Raw genomic sequence first — 22,899 nt, forward strand, 5'->3', positions numbered from 1 at the left:
GGCCAAGTTGGTCTTGAACCCCCTAAGCTCTAGCGTGAAAATGAACCCACTCTGTGGGTATCCCGGGATTCCGGGAATCTTTGCACTGTCCAGGTGCTTCCCAGCACTAAAAGCAAAAAAACTGACTAGAGCTCAGTATTTTCAAGCTCCCAGAATACTAATGCGAGGGCGCTCGCACTAGGTGGGGGGGGGGGCAAATGCAAACCCAGAACCTTAATATTGATCTTTTTGTCGGCAAAAAAATTCGCTTGAAGCAAAAAATGTTGGGAATGTCTCAAAAACATTAGGAGATGCTTTAGGGGTAAGTTTCCAACAAATTCAAAAGTATGAAAAAGGCTTAAACCCTTGTGAGCGCAGGGCAGTTAAAGGAAATTTCCGATATTTTGAATGTTCCGGTTTCCTTTTTTTACACGGATATGATCACAAAAGAAAATGCCCCGTACCATCATGAAGAAATCGCATCAAGTAAAGAGGAATTTTTGCTTTTAAAAAATTTTAGAATTCTTTCGTCGGTCAAACAGAAAGCCATTTTAAAATTAATTTCTGATCAGAATTAAAATGTGTTAAATGATTTCTATCCTTTAATCTGCTTTCTATTCTAAAAACAAAGTACTACAACTTATAAAATAAAGCGTTTTTTACAGGTTCTCCTTGGTTTACTTTATTGGATAGGAAGCCACGATACTTGTTCTTTAATAGGCATTCATGTCGCTTCATAAACATTCCTCTGAAAATATCTCAACAATGCATCATGGCAAGAGAACTCTCATTAAGCCATCATGAAAACAATTCACGATACAAACCTTAAATATTGAGTGACACTTCTTTTGACTGTTCCAAATTTTAGAGAGGTTCTGTCCTCTCCACCTCTTTTCATGTTTAAAAGCACCAGCTTACAATCTAGTGTCTTGTCTAACAGTTCTACTTGGTCTCACATTTCCATACCTCAAAGGACAGTGTTCTATGAGGATCTGCGAGCAAAAACGTCCTAAAAAGTACTTCCTGCGCACTTTTAAGCACAAAAATGCTTAAATCCAGTCCAGTCTGTAAATAATGCAACACTTCGGCTTTTTAAGTGAGCACATCAACTTGGTTTATTTTATATCACCAATCTCAAAGAACAATATTTCATGAAATTATAAAGTTTGTCCTGATTTCATACACTTTTACAATAAAACATCTAAGAGAAATCCATAAAACCCATCATGGGTTTGCAAACGGATTATAAGCCCCATTATCTCGCCGCCATTTTAAAGGTTCAGTAAAATCGCTTGACCAAAGACCAATCTTGTTATCACGTGCTTTTTCTTCTGCATGATGGTACTGTGCTGGAATGGGATTTTTACCCTCTTTTGAGAGAATCAACATCCCTTCTGTAAGGCCTGCCTCGGCTAAATCACCCCCCTGAACAAAACATTGCGCATAATAAACACCATTGTGCATAAAAGCACGCTTACAGGATAAATCCTGCCCCAGTGTTTTGGTAACAAGCCAAGCCATTGTAACCGCACCACAGGGCCATTCTTGATCCTTTAATTTTGCTTTTTGGCGTGGTGCGCATGTGTCCACACCATAAAGATGAATATCACGGGTAAGATGGGATCGCCAAGATTGTGCAGAAGGCGTTAATAATTTAAATGTAACCCCACTGGTAACCGATGCCCTACCATGAAAAACAACAGTATTAGGTGCAACATCGTTTGATGCAACACTCTTCTGCCGCTCAAGCGCTGGTTTATTTTTTTCGACCGTTGATTCATTTTTTTCTAAGGACTGTTCGGTGTTCAATTGACTCAATTTTTTTTCTTGCTTGTAGAGATCAATAATATCTTGGATATCTTGCGTTTTTAATGTTTGAAGAATGCTGAAATCTATTTTATCTTTATATTGGCTTAATCCCCACACTACGGAACCCATAATGTAAATAATAACAATCAATTTAAATAGCATCTCTTAACACACTCACTCAAAAAATTCATTGTCTTTCTATCCTTTCACATTATTTATCAGTAATCTCCTTGTTTTTAAAGAAAAAAATCAAAATATCTGTGTTGCATATTAACTACATTTTGTAAAGAATAATATTCTTTCCCGCCTGATCAGAAGCACAACTTAAAATTGCCATTTTCATATAACACAATCTCAATTTGAAAAGACTTTTGTCTCTTTAAAAAGAAGCGTTTGAGAGTGAAAAGATCCACGATCAAAACTTTAAAAACAAAAAAACGAGAGTTTAGACTGTCAGACAATAACAGAATTCTCCCGTTGTTAGAGACAATGGAATGTCGACAGAGGAACAAATATAGTTTGTTAAAGAGAGGTAAAATGACAGATTATAGATTTCAGAACATCATTTTTATCATAACGATGCTGTTTTTTACAGCAGTGTTTGTATCCGATCTTTCTTATGCTGCTACGTCTACTGGAGGAAGTGGTTTTGGGAATCTTGATGGTGTTTTAGGTAACATTGTCACAATGATGACGGGTTCAACAGCAAGGCTCATTGCCATTATATGTGTTGCTGCGGTGGGTATTGGCTGGATGTACGGCTTTATTGATTTACGCAAAGCAGCTTACTGTATTATTGGTATTGGCATTGTTTTTGGGGCGCCTACTCTCGTCACAAAGCTAGCAGGCACAACATAAAATGAACGAAGATACCCTTTTCCTTGCCTGTACACGTCCAGCCATGTTTGCTGGTGTAACAATAGAAGCAATGGCGCTCAATGTCATGGCGACAACCATTCTCTTTATTTTGACCAGTGATTTTACCATGATGGGTCTTGGAATTGGGATGCACTTTATTTTGCGCGAAGTGACAAAATATGATCACAACCAATTTCGCGTGTTATTTGCGTGGCTCAATACAAGAGGAAAACAAAAAAATCTTAGCCGATGGGGAGGCGGTTCTACCTCCCCCTTACGCCTTGTCCGCACTTATAAGGAACTAAGCTAAAGGAATAAAGCCGGTGAAACAGATGTCAATGATGAAACGGGAAACTTTGCCTGAAGAATATATTCCCTATGTACGCTATATCAACCAGCATGTCACTGCTTTAAATTCACGCTGTTTAATGGTTGTGATGGCTGTTGAAGGTGTAAATTTTGACACGGCAGATATTGATCAACTCAATTCTTTACACAACCAATTAAACACCCTTTTGAAAAATATCGCCGATGAACGGGTTGCCTTATATTCTCACATCATCCGTCGTCGTGAAACGATTTATCCAGAAGGCCATTTTCTTTCATCTTTTGCAACAACATTAGATGAAAAATACAAAAAGAAAATGGTTTCGCAAGAGCTGTATCGAAATGATCTGTTTATTTCACTGCTTTGGAATCCCGCAGCGGACAAAACACAGCAACTAGCTTCGTTTTTTCAACGCTTAAGCAAAGCAAAAAAAACACAAACTGAACCTGACGCAGAAGCTATTCGTAAACTCGAAGAATTAAGCCAAGATCTCATGCAAGGTTTGGAAGAATATGAAGTCCGCCTCCTATCAATCTATGAACATGAAGGACTTTTATTTTCCGAACAAAGTGAATTTCTTCATCAATTGGTGGGAGGAAGACGTGAACGTATTCCTCTTACATTTGGCACCATTGCCTCAACGATTTACTCAGATCGTGTTATTTTTGGAAAAGAAATTATCGAAATTCGCCATGAAAGCAATGAACGCTTTGTCGGCATGTTTGGCTGGAAAGAATATCCTTCTAAAACACGCCCAGGAATGACCGATGGTTTGTTGACGGTCCCTTTTGAATTCATCTTAACACAGTCCTTTGTTTTTAAAAGTAAAGCGGCTGCCAGTGCAATTATGGGCCGCAAGCAAAATCAAATGATTAATGCAACCGACCGTGCGAGCTCACAAATTGATGCACTAGATGAAGCTTTGGATGATTTAGAGTCAAATCGTTTTGTTTTGGGTGAACATCATATTTCTTTAGCCGTTTTTGCGGATAATCCGAAAATATTGACTGAAAACCTTTCAAAAGCACGTTCCCATTTAACGAATGGGGGAGCCGTAATTGCCAGAGAAGATTTAGGGTTAGAAGCCGCATGGTGGGCGCAATTGCCCGGAAACTTTAGCTATCGTGCGCGTTCAGGTGCCATTACCAGCCGAAATTTTGCCGCTCTATCGCCCTTTCATTCTTTTCCTGTTGGAAAATTGAACGATAATGTTTGGGGGGCTGCTGTCGCATTGCTAAAAACACAAGCTGGTTCACCTTACTATTTTAACTTTCATTATGCTGATCTTGGTAACACGTTTGTTTGTGGTCCATCGGGGGCTGGTAAAACAGTGATTGTTAATTTTCTTCTTGCACAATTACAAAAACACAATCCGACCATGGTTTTTTTTGACAAAGATCAAGGAGCGGAGATTTTTGTACGCGCTGGAGGTGGAAAATATAAGCCTTTAAAAAATGGACAGCCCACCGGTATTGCCCCCTTAAAAGGCATGGAATACAACGAAAAAAATAAAATCTTTCTTCGTAATTGGATCTTAAAGCTGGTGACCAGTGAAGGACAAATCGTGACCGAAGAAGAGCGACAAGATATCGCCAAAGCCATCGATTCCTTGGAAAATTTACCCCCAACACAACGCTCTCTTGGTGCTCTCCAACTGTTTTTTGACAACACATCCAAAGAAGGGATTGCCATAAGGCTACAACGCTGGATTAGAGGCAATGACTTAGGATGGGTTTTTGATAATGATCAAGATGATCTCAATTTAAATGCACAATTTATTGGCTATGACATGACCGATTTCTTAGACAACGAAGAAATTCGGCGCCCTTTGATGATGTACCTCTTTCACCGCATTCTTGATCTGATTGATGGACGGCGCATTATTATTGTTATTGATGAATTTTGGAAAGCTTTAGAAGATGATTCCTTCAAAGCTTTTGCGCAAGATCGGCTCAAAACAATCCGTAAACAAAATGGCATGATGCTCTTTGCCACACAAAGTCCTAAAGACGCTTTGAACTCCACAATCGCACATACAATTATTGAGCAATGCCCCACCCAAATATTTTTTCCCAATCAAAAAGCAAATTACAATGATTATGTTGAAGCTTTCAAACTCACTGAGCGTGAATTTGAGCTGATACAGTCAGAATTAAGCAGAGAATCCCGTCGTTTTCTCGTCAAACAAGGACAAAGTTCCGTCGTTGCAGAACTGAACTTACGTGGAATGAACGATGAGATCGCCGTTTTAAGCGGCACAACCAAAAATATTGAACTTATGAATGAAATTATCAACGAACATGGCGCAGACCCTGAAAAATGGCTGCCCATATTTTATCAAAGGAGAAAAAAACAATGAAAAAATATGCCTTAGTAACACTGTTATCTTTTTCTTTTATTTCTCATGCTGTATCGCAGACCTCTCCTGATGCCGATGAATATTATAAACAAGCACTCGAGAGCACCCAAAAATTAGATACTGCAAAATCAGAAACAGCTGAAACCATTTATAAGACTGCAACTGAATCTGTAAAAAAAATCAAAGATATAAGCAGTCAACTTGAACAAGTTAAATCACAAATAAATACAGTCACAACAGACACTAAAGAAAAAAATAAATCCGAAGAATTACAGAAACTTCAAGCCACTCGACAAGGCCTTCAAATAGAAGTTTCTCTTCTTCAAGCCGATCTTCAAGCAAATTCTTTAAAGCTTCAGTCTCTTAATATGATTCAAGCCAGAGATACAAAAACAAAAGAGGAAATACGTGAAGAAAAAGAGCAAGAAAAACGTAAAATACTTCAATCACAATTAAAAGAAAAAGAAGAAAAACTAAAAGAAAAACTTGTGAGTACTGGTACAAATGTCGAACTATAACTTCCCTACATTTGACAAGTTTTCTCCATTTGCAAGTATTTCTGGGTATATTTTAAAGCCCCTCGACAATGTAATGGACACAACGGTGAGTAGTTTATCTTCTGCTATTTCAGCGCCCTTAAATCTTGCAGCAATCATTTTTATTTTTCTTTATGGCTATAATGTTATGACAGGTCGCGTTGCACTTTCAATGCAGAGTCTTCTCAATAATGTTGTTAAAATTGTTGTTGTGACAACGATGGCAACGAATGCAGAGACGTTTAATACGTATGTTAAAGATATTTTCTTTAATGATTTGTCCAACGCTATTGGAAATGTGTTGAACAGCAATCCTGCAAACTCCAATGTTTTTGATTATATTTTGTTAAAGGCAAGTGACCGCTATCAAGAAGTTTTATACAACGCTTGGTTTTTTGAAAAGATCGTTGTGGGGCTTCTTGGTTCTATCATGCTTCTCGCCGTGATTCTCTTTTGTATAGGTGGTTTTATTGTGCAAATGTTTGCACAAGTTGCGCTAGTGATGATTATAGGTCTTGGGCCTCTATTCATCAGTTTATATTTGTTCAATGCAACGCGAAAATACAGCGATGCATGGATTACAACTCTAGTCAATTTTACCATTTTACAAGTTCTCGTAATCATGCTTGGAACCATTATATGTCAAGTTATTCTACAGGTTCTCAACGTTTCATATGAATCAATCTATATTCTTTTCCCCCCTGTCATCGTCATTTCTATCATAGGGGTTGTTATCTTCCGTGCGCTTCCTGGTATTGCCACAGCGCTGTCCTCTGGTGGCCCATATTTTAACGCTGGTGTCTCTTCAGGCGGACAGGTTTTCTCAATGCTTTCCAATGGTGCAAGATCAAGTGGTAATGCGGTAAAAAGTGCAGCTTTACGAGCCTCAGGGGCGGCCAGCAACGCAGCTAAAAGTGCAGCAGGTGCGCTGGCAAAAGCAGGGAGATTTGGAGGCGGTCGTGGTCGATTTTAAGATAAATCACCTCTTTAAAAGAAGAGGCATTTTTGTTTTTTCTTTGCGTGCGCCCTTTGGCGCACGCGCCATGATCTTCTTCCATGAAAGACTTAACATCTTGGGCCTTATAACAAAACCAATCACAATCTTGCATCCCATAAACTTGTAAAAGTGTTCAGAATAAAAGGCTCTCATGCATTGTATTCCAAGATATCTGTGAGTTCAAAAAATGAAACAAAAAATAACTTTTGTTATGATCCTAACAATCGCGCTTTCCGGCTGTGCCTCTTTGAGTGGCCCCAAAAAACCACCACGTTGTAACGGCAAACATACACGTGCTTTAAATAAAGATAAGTGGAATTGGGAAAATAAAAACGTTGCCCTCCTAGAAAAGGCCGTAAAGCCTGTGACCACTCCCATCATTCTCAATACTTTGGAAAGTGAAAAAGCAACAGGCAACTTAGCAATTTATCCAGCTTTATTAAAGCCTGCTATTCATGAAGCACGATCTGATAAAACTGTGGAGGTTCCGCATGAAAAGTGATGCCCTTGAAGAATATATAAAAGAAGCCCGCTCATTTGACATTGATCGCATGCATGGCATGCGCGTGCGGATGAAAATTTCCATGGCTTTAACAGTGCTTTTTGGGTTGATGACGATTGCGCTGGCTTTGGCTGTCGCAGCTTTAACGCCATTAAAAACGGTAGAGCCTTTTGTTATCCGCGTTGATAACTCAACAGGCATCATCGATACTGTAAGCGCTCTAAAAGAGTCCCCTAACGACTACGATGAAGCGATAACGCGTTATTTTGCTAGCCAATATGTTCGTGCGCGTGAAAGTTTTCAAGCATCAGAAGCAGAAAACAATTTTCGCTTAGTCTCTCTTTTATCTTCTCCAAAAGAACAAAACCGTTTCGCAACATGGTACGCGGGCAATAATCCAGAAAGTCCGCAAAATATTTATCATAACATGATTGCAGCGGTCACAATCAAATCAATTTCTTTTATAAGCAAAGATCTTATCCAAGTTCGTTATTATAAAACGGTCAGAGACTTTAATGAAAAAGAAAATATTTCCCATTGGGTTTCAATTTTAAATTTTTCCTACGTAAACGCACACATTTCAACGTCCGATCGTCTCATCAACCCACTTGGTTTTCAAGTATCGGAATATAGATCTGATCCAGAGGTGATAAAATGATCAGACTTTTACAAACACTCTTTTTAATTTTTACGATCACTCAAGGCTTTCATACAGTTTTCTCATTTGCGGAAACAGCCCCTGTCAGTGCCCGTAAAGATAACCGCATTAGATTTGTCAATTATGACCCTTACAACGTGGTACAAATCATTGGTTCCATTCGCTCTTCAGTTCAACTGGAATTTGCCGATGATGAAGAAGTAACTTATGTAGGGATTGGAAATTCCGTTGCTTGGCAAGTTGCGCCAGCTGGCCACTTTGTTTTTCTAAAACCGCGTGAAATCCAACCTGTGACCAATTTACAAATCGTCACAAGCCGCCAAGATGGGCTACAACGCTCTTATCAATTTGAGCTAAAAATCCGTGACGGCGATGTTTCAGCCGGCAATGAGACATATTTCTTGGTAAAGTTTCGTTACCCAGAAGATGAAGCCTTGCGTAAGAAATTAGCCGAAGCTGCAAAAGCCGAACAACGTGAACAAAACTTTGTCAATGATATTTTAAATATCCATGAAGATTTTGGACCACGCAATTGGGCTTATGAAGCCCAAGGCTCTTCCCTTATTGAACCTGCTTCTGTCTATGATAATGGGAAAACAACCACCTTTACCTTTTTAGGCAATATTGAAATCCCTGCTATTTACCTTGTAACGCCTGATGGGCAAGAAGCCCTTATCCCTAAATCAATTAAAGGCAATAAGGTTATTGTCCATGCGACAGCGGCACAATTCACGCTAAGGCGTGGAAATGAAGTGTTGTGCATCTTTAATAAAAGGTTTGTCCCAGCAGGAATTAACCCTGAAACAGGGACGACATCACCATCTGTACAACGTAAAGTGAACATAGGAAACAGCCATGAATAACGCCGTGGATGAAAAAAACATTAATGATCGCGATACCATAAAAAATGCTCAAGGAAAAAGTCAACAGAACAATGTAGGCAAAGCAATCGGCCTTGTTATTCTTTTCGGTGTCTGTCTTTATTTAGCCTATTCAACACTTGTCACAGACAAAACACAACCGACAGAGAAAAAACAACCGATTGAATCTTTAAAAGAAGCAAAAGTTATCAAACAAACAGAACTTTTTCGCCCTGCAAAGCCTACAGCACCCTCCCTGGAACAGGCCCCCAAAAATAACGCTCTGTTACCTAAAGTTGAGCTACCAACACCCAACATCAATCAATTAAATTCTGATGATCCCCTGTTGGAAGCCGCACAACGTGCTCCTGTATTAGCTTATGCGAATGCACAATACGGTAACACAGCTTCACAAACCAATAAGGGCGCTTTGCCTCACCAACAAGACAGCAAGCCTGATGAAACATTTAATCATCTTCTCAAACCCACAGTGCTCGAAGGTATTCGTGCATCAACCCTTGGCAATCGAAATTATATCATCACGATGGGAACTTCTATCCCTTGTATCTTAGAAACAGCCATCAACAGTGATCAACAAGGTTTTGCCAGTTGTATTGTCTCCAGAGATATTTTATCCGACAATGGTCGTGTTGTTCTTCTTGATAAAGGCACTCAAATTGTTGGTGAATATCGCGCTGGATTGAAAAAAGGCCAAAAACGTCTCTTTGTATTATGGAATAGAGCAAAAACCCCCAATGGTATCATTATATCCTTAGCTTCACCGGCAACAGATAACTTAGGACGCTCTGGTATTGACGGTGATATTGATAATCATTGGTTAGAGAGGATTGGATCTGCACTTCTTGTATCCCTAATAAAAGATGCAACAAGCTATGCCAATAAACGTTTATCAAAAAAACAAGACAACGAAGAGACTGAAACAATCTCTTCAGGACAAAACATCGCAAATATTCTTATCGAAAATTACGCCAATATTCCTCCAACCTTATCCAAAAACCAAGGGGAAATGGTGAATGTTTTTGTTGCCCGCGATTTAGATTTTTCCGGCGTTTATAAATTGAAAGTCATCGAAAACAAAAAACAGATTATTAATCGAGCTGTTTCAAAAAACTTTTATAAAAATTCTGCGATACCTTTAAAATGAACCAAGCCTTACACACCATGAGCGACGAAACCGTCGCGATTGTTCTGACAAAACTTGAACCGATCAGTGCTTTTTTGAAAGACGAGAGTCTTTTTGAAATTGTTATCAATCGTCCCTATCAAGTGATGACGGAAGGGATTGATGGATGGAAAACAATAGAAGCACCGGCTCTGTCTTTTAATGAGCTTATGGGAATTGCAAAAGTTGTTGCGTCCTATTCCAAGCAAAATATATCCGATAAAAATCCAATATTATCCGCGACTCTGCCAGGCAATGAGCGCATTCAAATTGTCATTCCTCCAGCTGTTGAAAAAGACACGATTAGTATGACAATTCGTAAACCATCATCCCAGAGTTTTTCTCTGGAAGAACTCGCTCATAAAGGTCTCTTTTCGCAGTGTGAGCAGGTCTCTTTCACACCATTGAATGATTATCGTACGCGTTTTAATGAACTCAAAATCATCGAGCATAACTTAGCCAATGCCTACTGCAATAAGGACTTTGTTTCCTTTTTAAACCAAGCTGTAAAATGCCAGAAAAATATTTTGATTGCGGGAAAAACCGGTTCGGGAAAAACAACATTATCAAAAGCATTAATCGCCAAAATTCCTCAAAACGAGCGTATTATCACCATTGAAGACACACAAGAATTGGTGATCCCGCACCCTAACCGTGTCTCGATGATCTATTCAAAAGATGGACAAGGCTTAGCTTTTGTTGGCCCTAAAGAGTTGCTTGAATCATCTTTACGGATGCGTCCTGATCGTATTCTTTTGCAAGAACTTCGAGATGGTACAGCCTTTTATTATATCCGCAATGTCAATTCCGGTCATCCAGGATCCATTACGACAGTTCATGCCTCAACAGCTCTTGCTGCCTTTGAGCAAATGACCCTTTTAGTCAAAGAAAGTGACGGGGGGAGTGATTTAGAGCGTGATGATATTCGAGGTCTGTTAATTTCAATGATTGATATCATCATCCAATGCAAACGGGTTGAAGGAAAATTTAAGGTCACAGAAATTTATTATGATCCCTTCAAACAACGAAACATCTTTGGAGGAGACTAAAACAAGATTACATTGGTTGAAGTTTTTTTTAAAGAAACAATTGCATATAAAAGGAAAAATGTATGAAAACCAAAACAACAGAAAACAGAGCAAATCTTTTATCGATACCAGCGGAAAAATTAAAACAACGCCGCCAAGCCGTTGATGCCGCCATCAGCACCCATGCGATAGAAGGAATAACGCTTCATTCCACAACACTCAAAATTTTAGAAGAATACGCCAAGGGTAATATTTCACTCGAAGAATTTAACACTCTTATGGATAAAGCTAGATTATAAGGAGATAACAATGCCCAAAGCAAAAGCAAAAACAAAACATATAGATTCTCCTTCAGCGCATCATTATGTCTATTCTGGTACCAATACGCTCAAAAATAAATATGGAGAAACAGATTTTATAACCTTCGTTAAAAAATCTAGGCGTGATACAGAAAAAGCGATGATTAATCTGCGCGAAGAACCCCTACCAGAAAAGTTCGATACCGCCTATCTGTGCCATATCCACAAACAATTGTTTAGCAACACATTTGAATGGGCTGGGCATCTCCGCCATCTCCCCTTTACATTTAAAGATGGCTCCACTGCTGTCATGCCAGGAATGCAAAAAAAAGATTCGGAGTTTTTTTTTGCAATCGGTGATGAGGTCCAAGAAGGCTTACAACAATTAGATCAAAAGCTTGCCCAAAAAGATAATTTGCAAGGTTTATCGCGCAAAGAATTTAACTCTAAAGTAGTAGAATTGTTTACTACTCTTAACCATATCCACCCTTTCAGAGATGGTAATGGACACACACAACGGTTCTTTTTTGAAAAACTTGCTCAAGCTGCAGGCCATCAACTTGAATTTTCGCTTGTCACAAAAGAACGCATAATGCTTGCCAGTATTGCAGCAGCTGAAAACGGCGATCTAGAACCCATGCAACATCTTTTTGAAGATATTTCCAATCCAGAAAAGACATGTCTTTTACAGGAATTTATGGACAACATGAAGGATCTGGGACGCAAGGTTAATGATCGCCTTGTTATGCTTGCAAAAGAAGGTGAAACTTACACAGGCTCCTACAGAGGTGCTGGTCATGTAAGTTTTACTTTCAATGTAAAAGGTGCTTACATCATCGGAAATAAAGAACATCTCACGCCAGAACAACTCAAAACATTAAAACCCGGTGATAAAATTACCTTTACAGCTCCCAAAACCCAAGAGCTTGAACAAATACTCATTCCTGAAGAAAAATTAGCCCCTTTGACAAAAAATGAAAAGGCTGAAATGATTGCAGAAGATGCTTGTGTTAAGGCAAGCCTAAAACAAGTCCAGCAATTAGCAAAAATTGTTTATGGCAGCGCAAAAAAATTAGACAAACAGATGGTCGCGATTATTAAAAATCCAAACTTAGGCCAACAGCTTGCTAATCAGATTGAACAAGCCCCAAACTCTGTTGCTCATCTTGCAGGTTCGAGTTTATGTGGACTCCAAAATCAGGCACGAGCAAACGCTAAAAATCATCTTGAGATGCTCTGTGGTGCTGTTGTAAATTTCACCCATGCTGTAAAACATGCGGAGAAGAAAATTACTCAAGAACATGCAACAGAACAAGAACGCCTTGCAAAAATAGTAGAAATGCCAAATCAAAGCTTGCAAGATCTTTTTGCCTTACCAAAAGAATTACAGCAAGAAGCTTTAGCAAAAAATCCTAGACTTCAAAAAGAGTTGACCAGCTTTGTCAAAAACATCAATAGCCGTCTCTCAGAAAATGAACATAAAGCTGTCAAAAATAATGATTATGATACATTAGCTCAAAGCATTGGTGTATCAGAAAATAAAGCTAAGCAAATTACACAAACGGTTAAGCAAGCCAAAGAAGTACACCAGAAAACCTACGCACGCACAGTCGACCGTTCAAATGTACTCGCGATATCCAGCTAAGAATGGATAAAACTTTCCTCTTTCATAAGAAGAGCGCATAAACAAAAACGGATGAACATTATCTGCGCTTTTGTAAAAGAGAATATTACACCCCTTAAAAAAGAGCATTTTGCAGCATATTCTGAAAAAATTGAGAGTAAAATACAATGAAATATACCAAAACACAAATGGTCCTTATTTTAACTCCTATTGCGTTAGGTGCCTTAACAATATTTCTTATCCCTCATTTTTTGTTGCTGATAACAAATGGACTAAAGAACGATCAAATTTATTGGACTCTTCGTTCAGAGCCTTTATTAGTCTTAGCCCTAACAGCAACTGTTTCATTGTTGTATAGTCTCTCGCAAAAATTGCACCTGCGTAAAGCAATCGCTTTTGTTTCCCTGGTCTTTTTGGGAGCTATTGCTCTTTACTATACTTGGAGTGAAATAAAGCGTTTAAGACCCTATGTTGGACAACAAGGAATAACGTGGAGCTACGCACTTCAATTCATGGATCCCATGGTTGTCTTTGGCATCATCATTGGTGGTTTTTTTTCCATCATTCAATTCAGCACAACCTCTCCACCTCAAAATAAAGTCAAGCGTGCAAAAAAGGGTGTTTTTGGAGATGCCTCATGGATGAATTTAAGAGAAGCAGCAAAAATCTTTCCTGCTGATGGACAAATTGTTGTAGGTGAAAGATACCGAGTTGATCAAGATAGTGTGTGCCAAATCCCCTTTGCACCTGGCAATAAAACAACATGGGGTAAGGGTGGAACAGCACCTTTGCTAACCTTTAATCTTGATTTTGGTTCAACCCATATGATTTTTTTTGCTGGTTCTGGTGGTTATAAAACCACAAGTACAGTGGTTCCTACGTGTTTAACCTATCCTGGGTCTATTATTTGTCTTGATCCTTCAACAGAAGTTGCCCCAATGGTCAAATTTGCGCGTCAAAAAATGGGCAATCGAAATGTTATTGTTCTCGATCCTAATTCACTTTTAACAAAAAATTTTAATGTCATCGATTGGCTTTTAGATGACAGCGTACCCCGCACACAACGTGAAGCGAATATTGTAAGCTTTTCCAAACTGCTTCTTACAGATAAAAAATCAGACAATTCTTCAGCGGAATATTTCTCGACACAAGCCCATAATCTTTTAACGGCTCTTCTTGCTCATGTCATATTTTCTGATGAATATGAAGAACATGAGCGCAATTTAAAAACATTGCGTGGAATTCTTTCTCAATCAGAAACAGCAGTTGTCAATCAATTACGCATGATTCAAGAAACGTCCCCTTCACCTTTTATTCGCGAAATGGTGGGTATTTTTACAGAAATGGCAGAACAAACCTTTTCAGGCGTTTATACAACTGCCTCAAAAGATACCCAATGGCTTTCTTTATCCAATTACGCAAATCTTGTCTGTGGCGATGATTTTTCCTCATCGGATATAACCGATGGCAATACAGATGTTTTTCTCAATCTCCCCGCCAGCATTTTAAACAGTTATCCAGCAATCGGACGTGTAATTATTGGGGCCTTTCTCAATGCCATGGTTACCGCCGACGGTAAATATAAAAAGCGTGTTTTATTTGTCTTAGATGAGGTTGATCTTCTAGGCTATATGAATATTTTAGAAGAAGCGCGTGATCGTGGACGTAAATACGGAACATCCCTGATGCTGTTTTATCAATCCTCTGGTCAGTTGGTCAATCACTTTGGAGAAGTAGGAGCACGTTCATGGTTTGAAAGCTGCTCCTTTGTCAGCTATGCAGCCATTAAAGACCTTCAAACAGCAAAGGACATTTCAGAACGCTGTGGTCAAATGACCGTTGAAGTCGCTGGAACGAACAAATCAAGAGGCCTATCTTTAGGAAAGAGTTCTTACAACATCAATTACCAACAAAGAGCGCTCATTTTACCCCACGAAGTTATTCAAGAAATGCGTCAAGATGAACAAATTATTCTTATGCAAGGACACCCCCCTCTGCGATGTGGTCGCGCCATCTATTTCAGAAGAAAAGAAATGTTAGCCGCAGCGGCAAAAAACCGCTTTGCCCCACAAAAGAAAAACTAACCCCCATGATGAGATATTGACAAAAAATAACAACCAAGCAGCATACTGTTAAAAAAAAACGATGAACAAAAAATCACCACACCCCCATACAAGAAAAACAGGGTCAAAAAATCGGTGATTTTTCCTTTTTATATTTTGCGCGTCGCTTTACCAGCGCCCATGATCTTTTAAAAATCTTCATAAAACACGCCCATACACAGAACCAATAGCAACCCCACCATCTCCACTTGGGAACAGAACAACATTCCTACGAATATTTTCCATACACAATTTAGTCAAAACTTTGATTTATAATGATAATTCATCTTATTGTGTTAAATGAGAAACTAAATAGCCGAAGATTCTCTCATCTTAAATCTATTCCATGCTAAATCAATTTAAATTCTGTCGCTTGCACGTCACAAGCGGGGACTCTTATATGGTGTAAAACTGTACAAGAAAAACATGCCTTTTCATGAAACGCCTCAAGGACCAAAGATTGAACCGCACTATTTTAGTGCTGGCAAAGTGTGCGCTGGTCCCTGCTTCTTTATGAAGCGTAAAAATGGGAGGCTCAACAGATTTTATACACTTCATGGGAGCTTTACCGTTATTGTACCATTTATGAGCACCATCGCTAAATGGATTGAGATATCTCTTTAAAACAAGCCCATGAAGATGCACCCCAATGCTGTTCTATTTCATGTAAAAAGCGTATCTTCTGTTAAAGAATGAAATAGACAAAAGATTTATCTTTGGGACAAGGAACTCTCAAAACCCCGACACGACAAACATTGATTTTTCCCCAAAAACATTCAAGATATACATCAAAATGAATAAATCATTTTTATACAAGCTTTTCCCTCTTTACGATATCATTACGTGTTCTATTTTAATGATCAAGCGCTGAAGAAAACGCTTTTCTCGTCAGCAAAAGAAAGGTTCCTCCCTCTTATGGATCTTAAATCTTAAAGCAGCGCAAGACAATAACAGTAACAACACCAAGTAAAAAAACAGTATGGAGAAAAATTCTTGATGACTGCTTTTATTCATAGACTTCCCAACTTGAATCCTGTGTATGAAAAGCCCCCAAGCTATCTGATAATCAAGAGCTATTTTCTCCGTCATATTAGTGTTCTTCATCAAAGCGCTCTTGCAAACAACTTTACTAAGGGCAAAACAGAGAAAATCTTAAACAACATTTTTTTTGACTACCTCACCTCAAAGAGGAAAGAGCACTTTCTCTCATAGCACTCAAAATCTCAAAGGAATACGCGAAGGGGAATTTTCAACATGATCCGCGTTTAAGGCGCACATATTAACCACCACCCTATCCTTTAAGGAGAGACGATATGTTAGAGCAAAATTATCTCTATAAAGGGACCTCAACCCTAAAAAATAAATATTGCATCAAAGACCCGAAAAAACTGTATGAACGCTGCGCTCATGACACCGCCAGAGAAGCTGTTAATTTTCGTCATGAAGCACTTCCTCCCAAATTTGATGCCGCTTATCTCAAATTAATTCACTGGAGTCTCTTCCACAACACTTTTGAATGGGCAGGGAAAACCCGTGATACATACTTTACATTTGAAGATGGTAGCTCTGCCCGTATGCCTGCAATGCGTCCCAAAGGCTATGAAGTTCCTTATGCCATCGGTCCACAGATAAAAAAAGAACTCAAACAACTTGAAAAAACACTGAGCGAAAAGAACAATTTAAAAGGTTTATCGCGCCAAGAATTTTCTGAAAGTGCCGCTGAAGTTTTTATGGCGCTCGAGCACGCACACCCTTTCCGAAAAGGCAATGGACGCGTTAATCGAATGTTTATGGAAAAACTTGGACAAACAGCAGGCCATACCATTGACTTTTCATTCATCACAAAAGGACGCATGACAGCAGCCAGCATTGAAGCCATGCAATATGGCAATCCCCAACCAATGAAAGATCTTTTTGAAGATATCACACATCCGCAAAAATCTGTTATTCTAAAAGAATTCATTTCCCAAATGAGAAAAGCTGGACTGGATGAAATTAACAATCATGTTGTTGTTACCGCAAAAGAAGGTGTATCCTATGAAGGCATCTTCAGAGGCACTTCAGCAGAAAATTTTGTTATAGAAGTAGAGGACGCTTTCGTCGTCGGACACAAAGATGATCTTTCCCCAAAACAGGTCAAAACATTACGCAATGGCGACCGCCTCTTCTTTGAAAAAACCAACGTTCAAAGTGTAAAAGAAACACTCATTCCACAGGAAACATTAGCCCCTCTCAACCCAGAAGAGTTATTCGTAAAAATTTCAAATGACGCTTATGTTGAAGCAAACCGAAAAGAAATCGAAAGTTTATCAAAGCTTGTTTATGGTAAAGCACACGCCTTAAAGACAAAATTAGATATCATAACGGCAGCTCCAAGCTTAGGAAATCAATTTGCTAATGAAACTCTACAAAATCCTCAATTAATTTCTAAACTTGCAGGGAGAAAAATACTTGGCATAAAAAGTCCAAATCGCAGACAAGCCGAACAAGCTGTTCCACAACTCAGCCAAGCCCTTAAAAATTATAGTGCAATAACCCAACAAACCAAAGATGAAGCTCTAGAGCAACACCGAAGAGAACAAAAACGCCTAAGCCACGTGGTTGAGAAACCTGGAAAAAATTTACAAAACCTTTTTGCTTTACCAGAAGAACAACAAAGGGAAGCTTTATTGCATTCTCCGATACTCCGACAAGAACTCCATCACTTTTCCCGCCAACTACACAATCGTCTCTCTTCAGACGAGCGTAAAGCCATACAAGAAAATAATCATACAAGACTAGCGGGTCTTCTTGGGACATCGGAAAGCAGGGCCAAAGAAATTGCACAAACTGTCAAGAACACCAAAGAAGCACTCTGTCAAGCCCGTACTTTAAAAGTTAGCCGTTCCTCATCGCTGGCTCTTACCGGCTAAAGAGGTGCTCTCTTTTAGCTTCCAACAAAACGCTTGATCCCAATCATTGCATCGCGCTTGCCCCTAAGAATTGTTTGAGGATGTTACAAAAAAAGTCCGAACAATAGATCCTGTAATTTATTATAACTTATTGATAAGATTTCACAAAAAAACTTTATAAAAGACATAAATCTCCATTACATATCCATATGAATAGCGCGAAATCTTTGGAAGCCATTCAATTTGATATCTTCTTTTGTCTCAAAAGGTATCAAAAAAGTGGGGAATGCCCCCAAAGAGGTTTTCTAAAATATTGAAAGGAAACAGCCATGAAAAAAAGCCACCCACAACCAACCCCCCAAAATCCAGAGCCCCTCTACGCAACAGTTGATAAATCACGCAAAAGAGGAGAACCGCGCATCCCAAGCCCGGAAGAAATACAAGCAGTAAACAGAAGACAGTCCCCCTCAAACAGGATTCCTTCTGCTGATCTTGGCGGGAGTGGAAATGGCGCGCAAGGTCCCCTCCAAGAAGGTTCCAGCTACAACACACCGAGAACAAGTACCTATGATACGCCCCCTTCTCAACGAGCACAAGAAACTGTCTATGCCCCCCAATACCCACCGGCAGGAACGATCTATGCCCCTCAATACCCCTTAAGAGCTACCCGTGCCGCAGCCAATAGGGGTTCGCGTTCCCCCTCCCCCGAAAACCCCTCAAATCCCTATGCCGTCGTTAATCTAGCGACGGGCGAAACAGAGTTTGAAGAACGAAGAAATACCCTCTATGACTCACCAAACGGGAGCACTCAGGATGTGCGCACTTCCCAAAGACAAGAGGAACATCTTTATGCAGAAATTGATCCGCGAACACAAAGCGGGCGTGCTCCCCAACAACCAATAGAAACTGTCTATGCAAGTCTTGGCATGGGTGCCGAAGGCGGGCAAGAATCCCAACAATGGGAAAATCCTCTCTACGAAAGCGTTGGTAAAGGAGCAACACCTACCCCTCCCAGAACTGCGAAAGATGTGATTACCACAAGGCTTTTACAAAACGCAGACTTTCAATATGGTGTAAGAGAAATCCAAGTCTGGTGCAAAACCGTCTATGGTAAGGAACATATCTTGAATGAACGACTTGCGAAGATTCTTGATAACCCTCAGGATGCAGATCAAGTCTTATGGGATCTTGCAGCCCATCCTGAAAGTGCTGGTAAGCTTGCTGGTCGGCAAGTCCTTGGTATAAAAAGTCCCGATCGCAAAGCAGCGGAAGATGGTTTTTCTCCCCTTTGCTCAGCTCTTGAAAAGCATATATATCACACACAAAAGCTCCATAAAGCGTTTACACGTGATCTAGAAAAAGAAAGAGGTCAAAGACAAGAAAATCCAGAAAGAGACGAACACAGACATCACCATCACCACCATCGTCATCGTCACGCAAGAAGACGAGACCAAGAGAGTCCAGAGCACAACCCACAAAGACAAGAGGGCAACAAAGGAATGGCTTATGCTATGTAAAGTGGCATAAACATATCATCTTTTTTGCAGTGCATTTCTTGGCGCCAATCGTCTCCTAGCTGTTGCGCCAAGAATTGTTTTAGAATGTTACAAAAAATAGTCCTAAAAATGAATTCTATAATTTATTGTAACTTATTGATAAAATTTCATAAAAAAACTGTATAAAAGACACAAATGTCCGTTACACTAATCTTGAATAGCGCAGATCTTTGGAGGTCATTCAGTTGGATATCTTCCTTTTATAAAAGTTATCAAAACTAAAAGTGGGGAATGCACCAAAGATGTTTTCTAAAAATATTGAAAGGAAACATGCATGAAAAAACATCAACCACATCCTTCTGCAAACCCAAAAACCCTCTATGCAACAGTGAATAAACAAAACAGAGGAGGCCAGCGCAAACCAACCCCAGAAGAGGAAGTTCTATACGCAACCGTAAGCAGCGTTTCTCCCTCAAGAGGACGCCATCATCAAAGGAGAGAAGAAGCTGAAACCAACTACACAGAAGTTGCTCCCCAAAAACACGAAGAGGAAGTTCTATACACATCCGTGAGCAGCTTTTCTCATTCAAGAGGCAGGCGCCATAATCAAAGGAGAGAAGAAGAAACCGACTATACAAAGGTTGCTCCCCCAAAACGTGAAGAGGAAGTGACATATGCATCTGTGAGCAGTATGGATCCTCTTTCAAAAGGCGGACGCCATCATCAAAGGAGAGAAGGTCCTGAAACAGACTATGCAACGGTTTCCCCACAACAAAGAGGAAACCCCTCCCTCACAACTGAGCAAATAACTGTACAGCTTTTAAAAACTCCAAAGGTGCAAGCCTATGCGGAAGAGATTATGCATTGGAGTACGGTTGTTTATGGAAAAGACAATATTTTACAGCAACGCTTACAAGACATACTGACAGATCCCAGTAAAGGAAAAGATCTTTCATATGAAGTTGCAGCAAATCCTGAAAGCATTGGAAAGCTCGCTGGCCGCCAAGCACTTGGTATGAAAAGTCAAACACGCAAACAAGCTGAAGATGGCTTTAAACCGCTCGTTGATGCCATTGATGGTTATACAAATGCTGTAAAAGAAACAAGGGATAGACTCTTGCAAACCCCTCAAGCGGAACAAAGACGCCAGCAAGCTGAAAGGACTCATCACCATCATCATCATCACACAAGAGGACAAGAACACCATAGTCCAGAGCACAGCCCACAACGACAAAGACATGGAGAAAGAGGAATGGCTTTTGCTATGTAAGCCGGCATAAACGTAAAAACAAATCAATTTTTGTTTTTCATATAACCTTTTTTTGCAGTAAGTTTCTTGGCGCAAATCGTTTGTTTGCGGTTGCGCCAAGAATTGTTTTAGAATGTTACAAAAAACAGTCCTAAAAATGGCCCCTGTCATTGATGATAACTTATTGATAAAATTTCACAAAAAAACTGTATAAAAGACACAAAGCTCCATTAGCTTTGTTGCAAATAGCGCAGATCTTTGGAGCGCATTCCGTTCGATATCTCCCTTTGTCTTAAAGTGATCCAAGTATAAAGGGCGAGAATGTTCCAAAGAGGTTTTCTAAAATAATTTTTGAAAGGAAACATGCATGAAAAAAGATCACCCTCACCCTTTTCCATCCTCTTCAATACAAGAACTGATAAGGCTCTATGACAGAGCCGCAGCAGAGGTCTCAGGTCCCCCCCCTCTCCCAGAAGCGCCTCCAAAAAGCAAAAGATTATCAACAATACCAGAACAAGATGAGGACACACTCTCTCTTTTAGGAGAAGAAACGACTAAGCAGACAAGTGCACAAGCATCTGTTAGAATGACGCATTCAACAACGCCTCTTTCAAGCACGCGCGCGACCCAAAGACCACAAGAAGCTCAAACAACAGGCCCAACAGTTTCTCCACAAGCCGCCCAAAGCGCAGCAAAAATTCTCTCAGAAGAAGAAATCATTCAATTGCTTCCCCATAATTCACTGGTTCAAACCTATCAAGAAGAAATTGAGCGTCTATCCGCAAGTGCCTATGGCAACCCCCATATTTTACAAGAAAAAATGCAGGAAATTCAAAGAAATCCTCAAGCGGGAGAAGAGCTCTCATGGCGCATAGCTGCTCATCCTGAAAGCATCGCTAAACTTTCCGGCAAAAGTATGTTGGGCATCAAAAATAGAGAACGCCGACAAGCAGAAGAGAGTTTTTCCGCTCTCTGTATCACCGTTGATTGTTATACAGAAGCCGTAAGACAGGCAAGAGAGAGCCTCTCACAATCTCCAGAGCAAGAACTCAAAAACTATCAACGCCTCATGGGGAAAGAGGCTGTCGCTAAACTCCTAAAAGAACCGGATCATCCCCAAAGGGAAAGAGAAAGTCTTTCAGAAGCAGACATGTTCACCCAAATTCACCAAAATTCAAGAGTCAAAAGACACCATACCCAAATCCAATATTGGTCCACTGTTGTTTTTGGTCAATCAAACATTTTGCAATCACAAGTGGAAGAGCTTTTCCAAACCCCTGAAACAATAGAACCGCTCGCACAGCAACTTGCCGGAGATCCTAAGTCTATTCATAAATATGCTGGTCGCAACTTTGGGGGCTTTAAAAATCAAGCCCGCAGACATGCTGAAGCGGGTCTTTCTCACCTCATTGATGCCCTTGACAATTATGCAACGGCTGTCACACAGGTAAGAGAGAGTATTTTACAAACCGAGCAGGCAAAACAAGAACGCTATGAAACATCTGAAAGAATACAAAACGTTCAGCAACAACAAAGCGTCTCTCAGTCTGCTCAACACCATGAGCCTTCAACGGGAACGCATGAAGGAATGACACCCTCTACACAGCAAAGAGAAAGAGAAACAGATTGTCGTCCTCGCAAAACTGCGTCCCCAAAAACGGTGGCTTTTGCCAGCTAAACAGACATAAGTTGTCACGTAAATTCAACATCTTGGCGCACAGAACAGAGGTGCTTTGCGCCAAGAAAGAGAGAAAGTTAAAACAAATTCATTCCCCATCACTGAATCTAAGCTATTGATAAAACAGTCTTTAGAGAGTGATCATAATCAGTATCAAAAGAGTCAAATCCTGTGAGACCATTCAGTTTCATATCCTCTCTCATAAAGTCCAAGTGAAAAAGCATAAAACAGAATAAACGCCAACGTACATTCTTAAATAGTATTTAAAAACAATATTGGAAGAGTTTGAAAGGAACATACATGAAAAAAAGACCCCCCTCCCCTTTTATCGCTGCAATGATGGAAAAATTTCAACAACAGGCTGAAGAAGCCCCCACCAGAACATCCCCTCCCCAAGTTTCTCAAAATTTTCCAAAACCACCTGCACAAAAACATTCAGAGACTTTATCATCCACCCCAAAGG

General features: G+C 39.8%; 18 protein-coding genes and 1 pseudogene. 18 read left to right on the forward strand and 1 reads right to left on the reverse strand.

Going from position 1 to position 22,899, the window contains the following annotated elements; translation table 11 throughout:
- Positions 1-197 precede the first annotated feature (197 nt).
- Positions 198-557 (forward strand): annotated as a pseudogene (locus HWX04_RS08540) (helix-turn-helix domain-containing protein).
- Positions 558-1,203: 646 nt separating this feature from the next.
- On the opposite strand, the gene HWX04_RS04010 reads toward HWX04_RS08540, so the two are convergent.
- The gene (locus HWX04_RS04010) at positions 1,204-1,950 is read right to left on the reverse strand and encodes a hypothetical protein (protein ID WP_175868933.1); all 747 of its coding nucleotides are present in this window, start codon (positions 1,948-1,950) and stop codon (positions 1,204-1,206) included.
- 375 nt (positions 1,951-2,325) lie between these two features.
- Here HWX04_RS04010 and HWX04_RS04015 point away from each other — a divergent pair, with 375 nt between their 5' ends.
- From HWX04_RS04015 to HWX04_RS04095, 17 genes are all read left to right on the forward strand, one after another.
- Positions 2,326-2,646, forward strand: a complete 321-nt coding sequence (locus HWX04_RS04015) for a TrbC/VirB2 family protein (RefSeq protein ID WP_175868934.1) — start codon at positions 2,326-2,328, stop codon at positions 2,644-2,646.
- Position 2,647: 1 nt separating this feature from the next.
- On the forward strand, positions 2,648-2,956 hold the full coding sequence (locus HWX04_RS04020) for a VirB3 family type IV secretion system protein (RefSeq protein ID WP_175868935.1): 309 nt from the start codon (positions 2,648-2,650) through the stop codon (positions 2,954-2,956).
- 22 nt (positions 2,957-2,978) lie between these two features.
- Positions 2,979-5,333 (forward strand): VirB4 family type IV secretion/conjugal transfer ATPase, encoded by a 2,355-nt coding sequence (locus HWX04_RS04025; RefSeq protein WP_175868951.1) that lies wholly within the window; start codon positions 2,979-2,981, stop codon positions 5,331-5,333.
- Positions 5,330-5,851, forward strand: a complete 522-nt coding sequence (locus HWX04_RS04030) for a type IV secretion system protein VirB5 (RefSeq protein ID WP_175868936.1) — start codon at positions 5,330-5,332, stop codon at positions 5,849-5,851. Before HWX04_RS04025 ends, HWX04_RS04030 begins: the two co-directional genes overlap by 4 nt.
- Positions 5,838-6,842 (forward strand): TrbL/VirB6 family protein, encoded by a 1,005-nt coding sequence (locus HWX04_RS04035; RefSeq protein ID WP_175868937.1) that lies wholly within the window; start codon positions 5,838-5,840, stop codon positions 6,840-6,842. The genes HWX04_RS04030 and HWX04_RS04035 overlap by 14 nt, the downstream gene beginning before the upstream one ends.
- A 211-nt stretch (positions 6,843-7,053) precedes the next feature.
- Positions 7,054-7,368: a type IV secretion system protein VirB7 gene (locus tag HWX04_RS04040; protein ID WP_175868938.1), complete on the forward strand. Its 315-nt coding sequence runs from the start codon at positions 7,054-7,056 to the stop codon at positions 7,366-7,368.
- A complete protein-coding gene (locus HWX04_RS04045) occupies positions 7,322-8,026 on the forward strand; it encodes a VirB8 family type IV secretion system protein (protein WP_210259580.1) in 705 nt (234 codons plus the stop codon). The genes HWX04_RS04040 and HWX04_RS04045 overlap by 47 nt, the downstream gene beginning before the upstream one ends.
- Complete coding sequence (gene virB9, locus HWX04_RS04050; RefSeq protein WP_175868940.1) at positions 8,023-8,889, forward strand: P-type conjugative transfer protein VirB9; 867 nt, start codon at positions 8,023-8,025, stop codon at positions 8,887-8,889. Before HWX04_RS04045 ends, virB9 begins: the two co-directional genes overlap by 4 nt.
- Positions 8,882-10,051, forward strand: a complete 1,170-nt coding sequence (gene virB10, locus HWX04_RS04055; protein WP_175868941.1) for a type IV secretion system protein VirB10 — start codon at positions 8,882-8,884, stop codon at positions 10,049-10,051. Before virB9 ends, virB10 begins: the two co-directional genes overlap by 8 nt.
- Positions 10,048-11,118, forward strand: a complete 1,071-nt coding sequence (virB11, locus tag HWX04_RS04060) for a P-type DNA transfer ATPase VirB11 (protein WP_175868942.1) — start codon at positions 10,048-10,050, stop codon at positions 11,116-11,118. Before virB10 ends, virB11 begins: the two co-directional genes overlap by 4 nt.
- A gap of 62 nt (positions 11,119-11,180) precedes the next feature.
- The gene (locus tag HWX04_RS04065; RefSeq protein ID WP_175868943.1) at positions 11,181-11,396 is read left to right on the forward strand and encodes an antitoxin VbhA family protein; all 216 of its coding nucleotides are present in this window, start codon (positions 11,181-11,183) and stop codon (positions 11,394-11,396) included.
- A 10-nt stretch (positions 11,397-11,406) separates the two neighbouring features.
- The gene (locus HWX04_RS04070; protein ID WP_175868944.1) at positions 11,407-13,041 is read left to right on the forward strand and encodes a BID domain-containing T4SS effector; all 1,635 of its coding nucleotides are present in this window, start codon (positions 11,407-11,409) and stop codon (positions 13,039-13,041) included.
- A 146-nt stretch (positions 13,042-13,187) separates the two neighbouring features.
- A complete protein-coding gene (gene traG, locus HWX04_RS04075) occupies positions 13,188-15,104 on the forward strand; it encodes a Ti-type conjugative transfer system protein TraG (RefSeq protein ID WP_175868945.1) in 1,917 nt (638 codons plus the stop codon).
- Positions 15,105-16,435: 1,331 nt separating this feature from the next.
- A complete protein-coding gene (locus HWX04_RS04080) occupies positions 16,436-18,034 on the forward strand; it encodes a BID domain-containing T4SS effector (protein WP_175868946.1) in 1,599 nt (532 codons plus the stop codon).
- A gap of 308 nt (positions 18,035-18,342) precedes the next feature.
- A complete protein-coding gene (locus tag HWX04_RS04085; protein ID WP_175868947.1) occupies positions 18,343-19,530 on the forward strand; it encodes a BID domain-containing T4SS effector in 1,188 nt (395 codons plus the stop codon).
- 313 nt (positions 19,531-19,843) lie between these two features.
- Complete coding sequence (locus tag HWX04_RS04090) at positions 19,844-20,779, forward strand: BID domain-containing T4SS effector (protein ID WP_175868948.1); 936 nt, start codon at positions 19,844-19,846, stop codon at positions 20,777-20,779.
- 346 nt (positions 20,780-21,125) lie between these two features.
- A complete protein-coding gene (locus HWX04_RS04095) occupies positions 21,126-22,436 on the forward strand; it encodes a BID domain-containing T4SS effector (protein ID WP_175868949.1) in 1,311 nt (436 codons plus the stop codon).
- Positions 22,437-22,899 lie beyond the last annotated feature (463 nt).

The organism is Bartonella gabonensis (genome assembly GCF_903679515.1).
Classification (GTDB): Bacteria; Pseudomonadota; Alphaproteobacteria; order Rhizobiales; family Rhizobiaceae; genus Bartonella; species Bartonella gabonensis.

Bases quoted from the DNA above. Each gene is read 5' to 3' on its own strand.
- HWX04_RS04010 (WP_175868933.1), bottom strand. From the start codon at position 1,950: ATGCTATTTAAATTGATTGTTATTATTTACATTATGGGTTCCGTAGTG.
- HWX04_RS04015 (WP_175868934.1), top strand. From the start codon at position 2,326: ATGACAGATTATAGATTTCAGAACATCATTTTTATCATAACGATGCTG.
- HWX04_RS04020 (WP_175868935.1), top strand. From the start codon at position 2,648: ATGAACGAAGATACCCTTTTCCTTGCCTGTACACGTCCAGCCATGTTT.
- HWX04_RS04025 (WP_175868951.1), top strand. From the start codon at position 2,979: ATGTCAATGATGAAACGGGAAACTTTGCCTGAAGAATATATTCCCTAT.
- HWX04_RS04030 (WP_175868936.1), top strand. From the start codon at position 5,330: ATGAAAAAATATGCCTTAGTAACACTGTTATCTTTTTCTTTTATTTCT.
- HWX04_RS04035 (WP_175868937.1), top strand. From the start codon at position 5,838: ATGTCGAACTATAACTTCCCTACATTTGACAAGTTTTCTCCATTTGCA.
- HWX04_RS04040 (WP_175868938.1), top strand. From the start codon at position 7,054: ATGAAACAAAAAATAACTTTTGTTATGATCCTAACAATCGCGCTTTCC.
- HWX04_RS04045 (WP_210259580.1), top strand. From the start codon at position 7,322: ATGAAGCACGATCTGATAAAACTGTGGAGGTTCCGCATGAAAAGTGAT.
- virB9 (WP_175868940.1), top strand. From the start codon at position 8,023: ATGATCAGACTTTTACAAACACTCTTTTTAATTTTTACGATCACTCAA.
- virB10 (WP_175868941.1), top strand. From the start codon at position 8,882: ATGAATAACGCCGTGGATGAAAAAAACATTAATGATCGCGATACCATA.
- virB11 (WP_175868942.1), top strand. From the start codon at position 10,048: ATGAACCAAGCCTTACACACCATGAGCGACGAAACCGTCGCGATTGTT.
- HWX04_RS04065 (WP_175868943.1), top strand. From the start codon at position 11,181: ATGAAAACCAAAACAACAGAAAACAGAGCAAATCTTTTATCGATACCA.
- HWX04_RS04070 (WP_175868944.1), top strand. From the start codon at position 11,407: ATGCCCAAAGCAAAAGCAAAAACAAAACATATAGATTCTCCTTCAGCG.
- traG (WP_175868945.1), top strand. From the start codon at position 13,188: ATGAAATATACCAAAACACAAATGGTCCTTATTTTAACTCCTATTGCG.
- HWX04_RS04080 (WP_175868946.1), top strand. From the start codon at position 16,436: ATGTTAGAGCAAAATTATCTCTATAAAGGGACCTCAACCCTAAAAAAT.
- HWX04_RS04085 (WP_175868947.1), top strand. From the start codon at position 18,343: ATGAAAAAAAGCCACCCACAACCAACCCCCCAAAATCCAGAGCCCCTC.
- HWX04_RS04090 (WP_175868948.1), top strand. From the start codon at position 19,844: ATGAAAAAACATCAACCACATCCTTCTGCAAACCCAAAAACCCTCTAT.
- HWX04_RS04095 (WP_175868949.1), top strand. From the start codon at position 21,126: ATGAAAAAAGATCACCCTCACCCTTTTCCATCCTCTTCAATACAAGAA.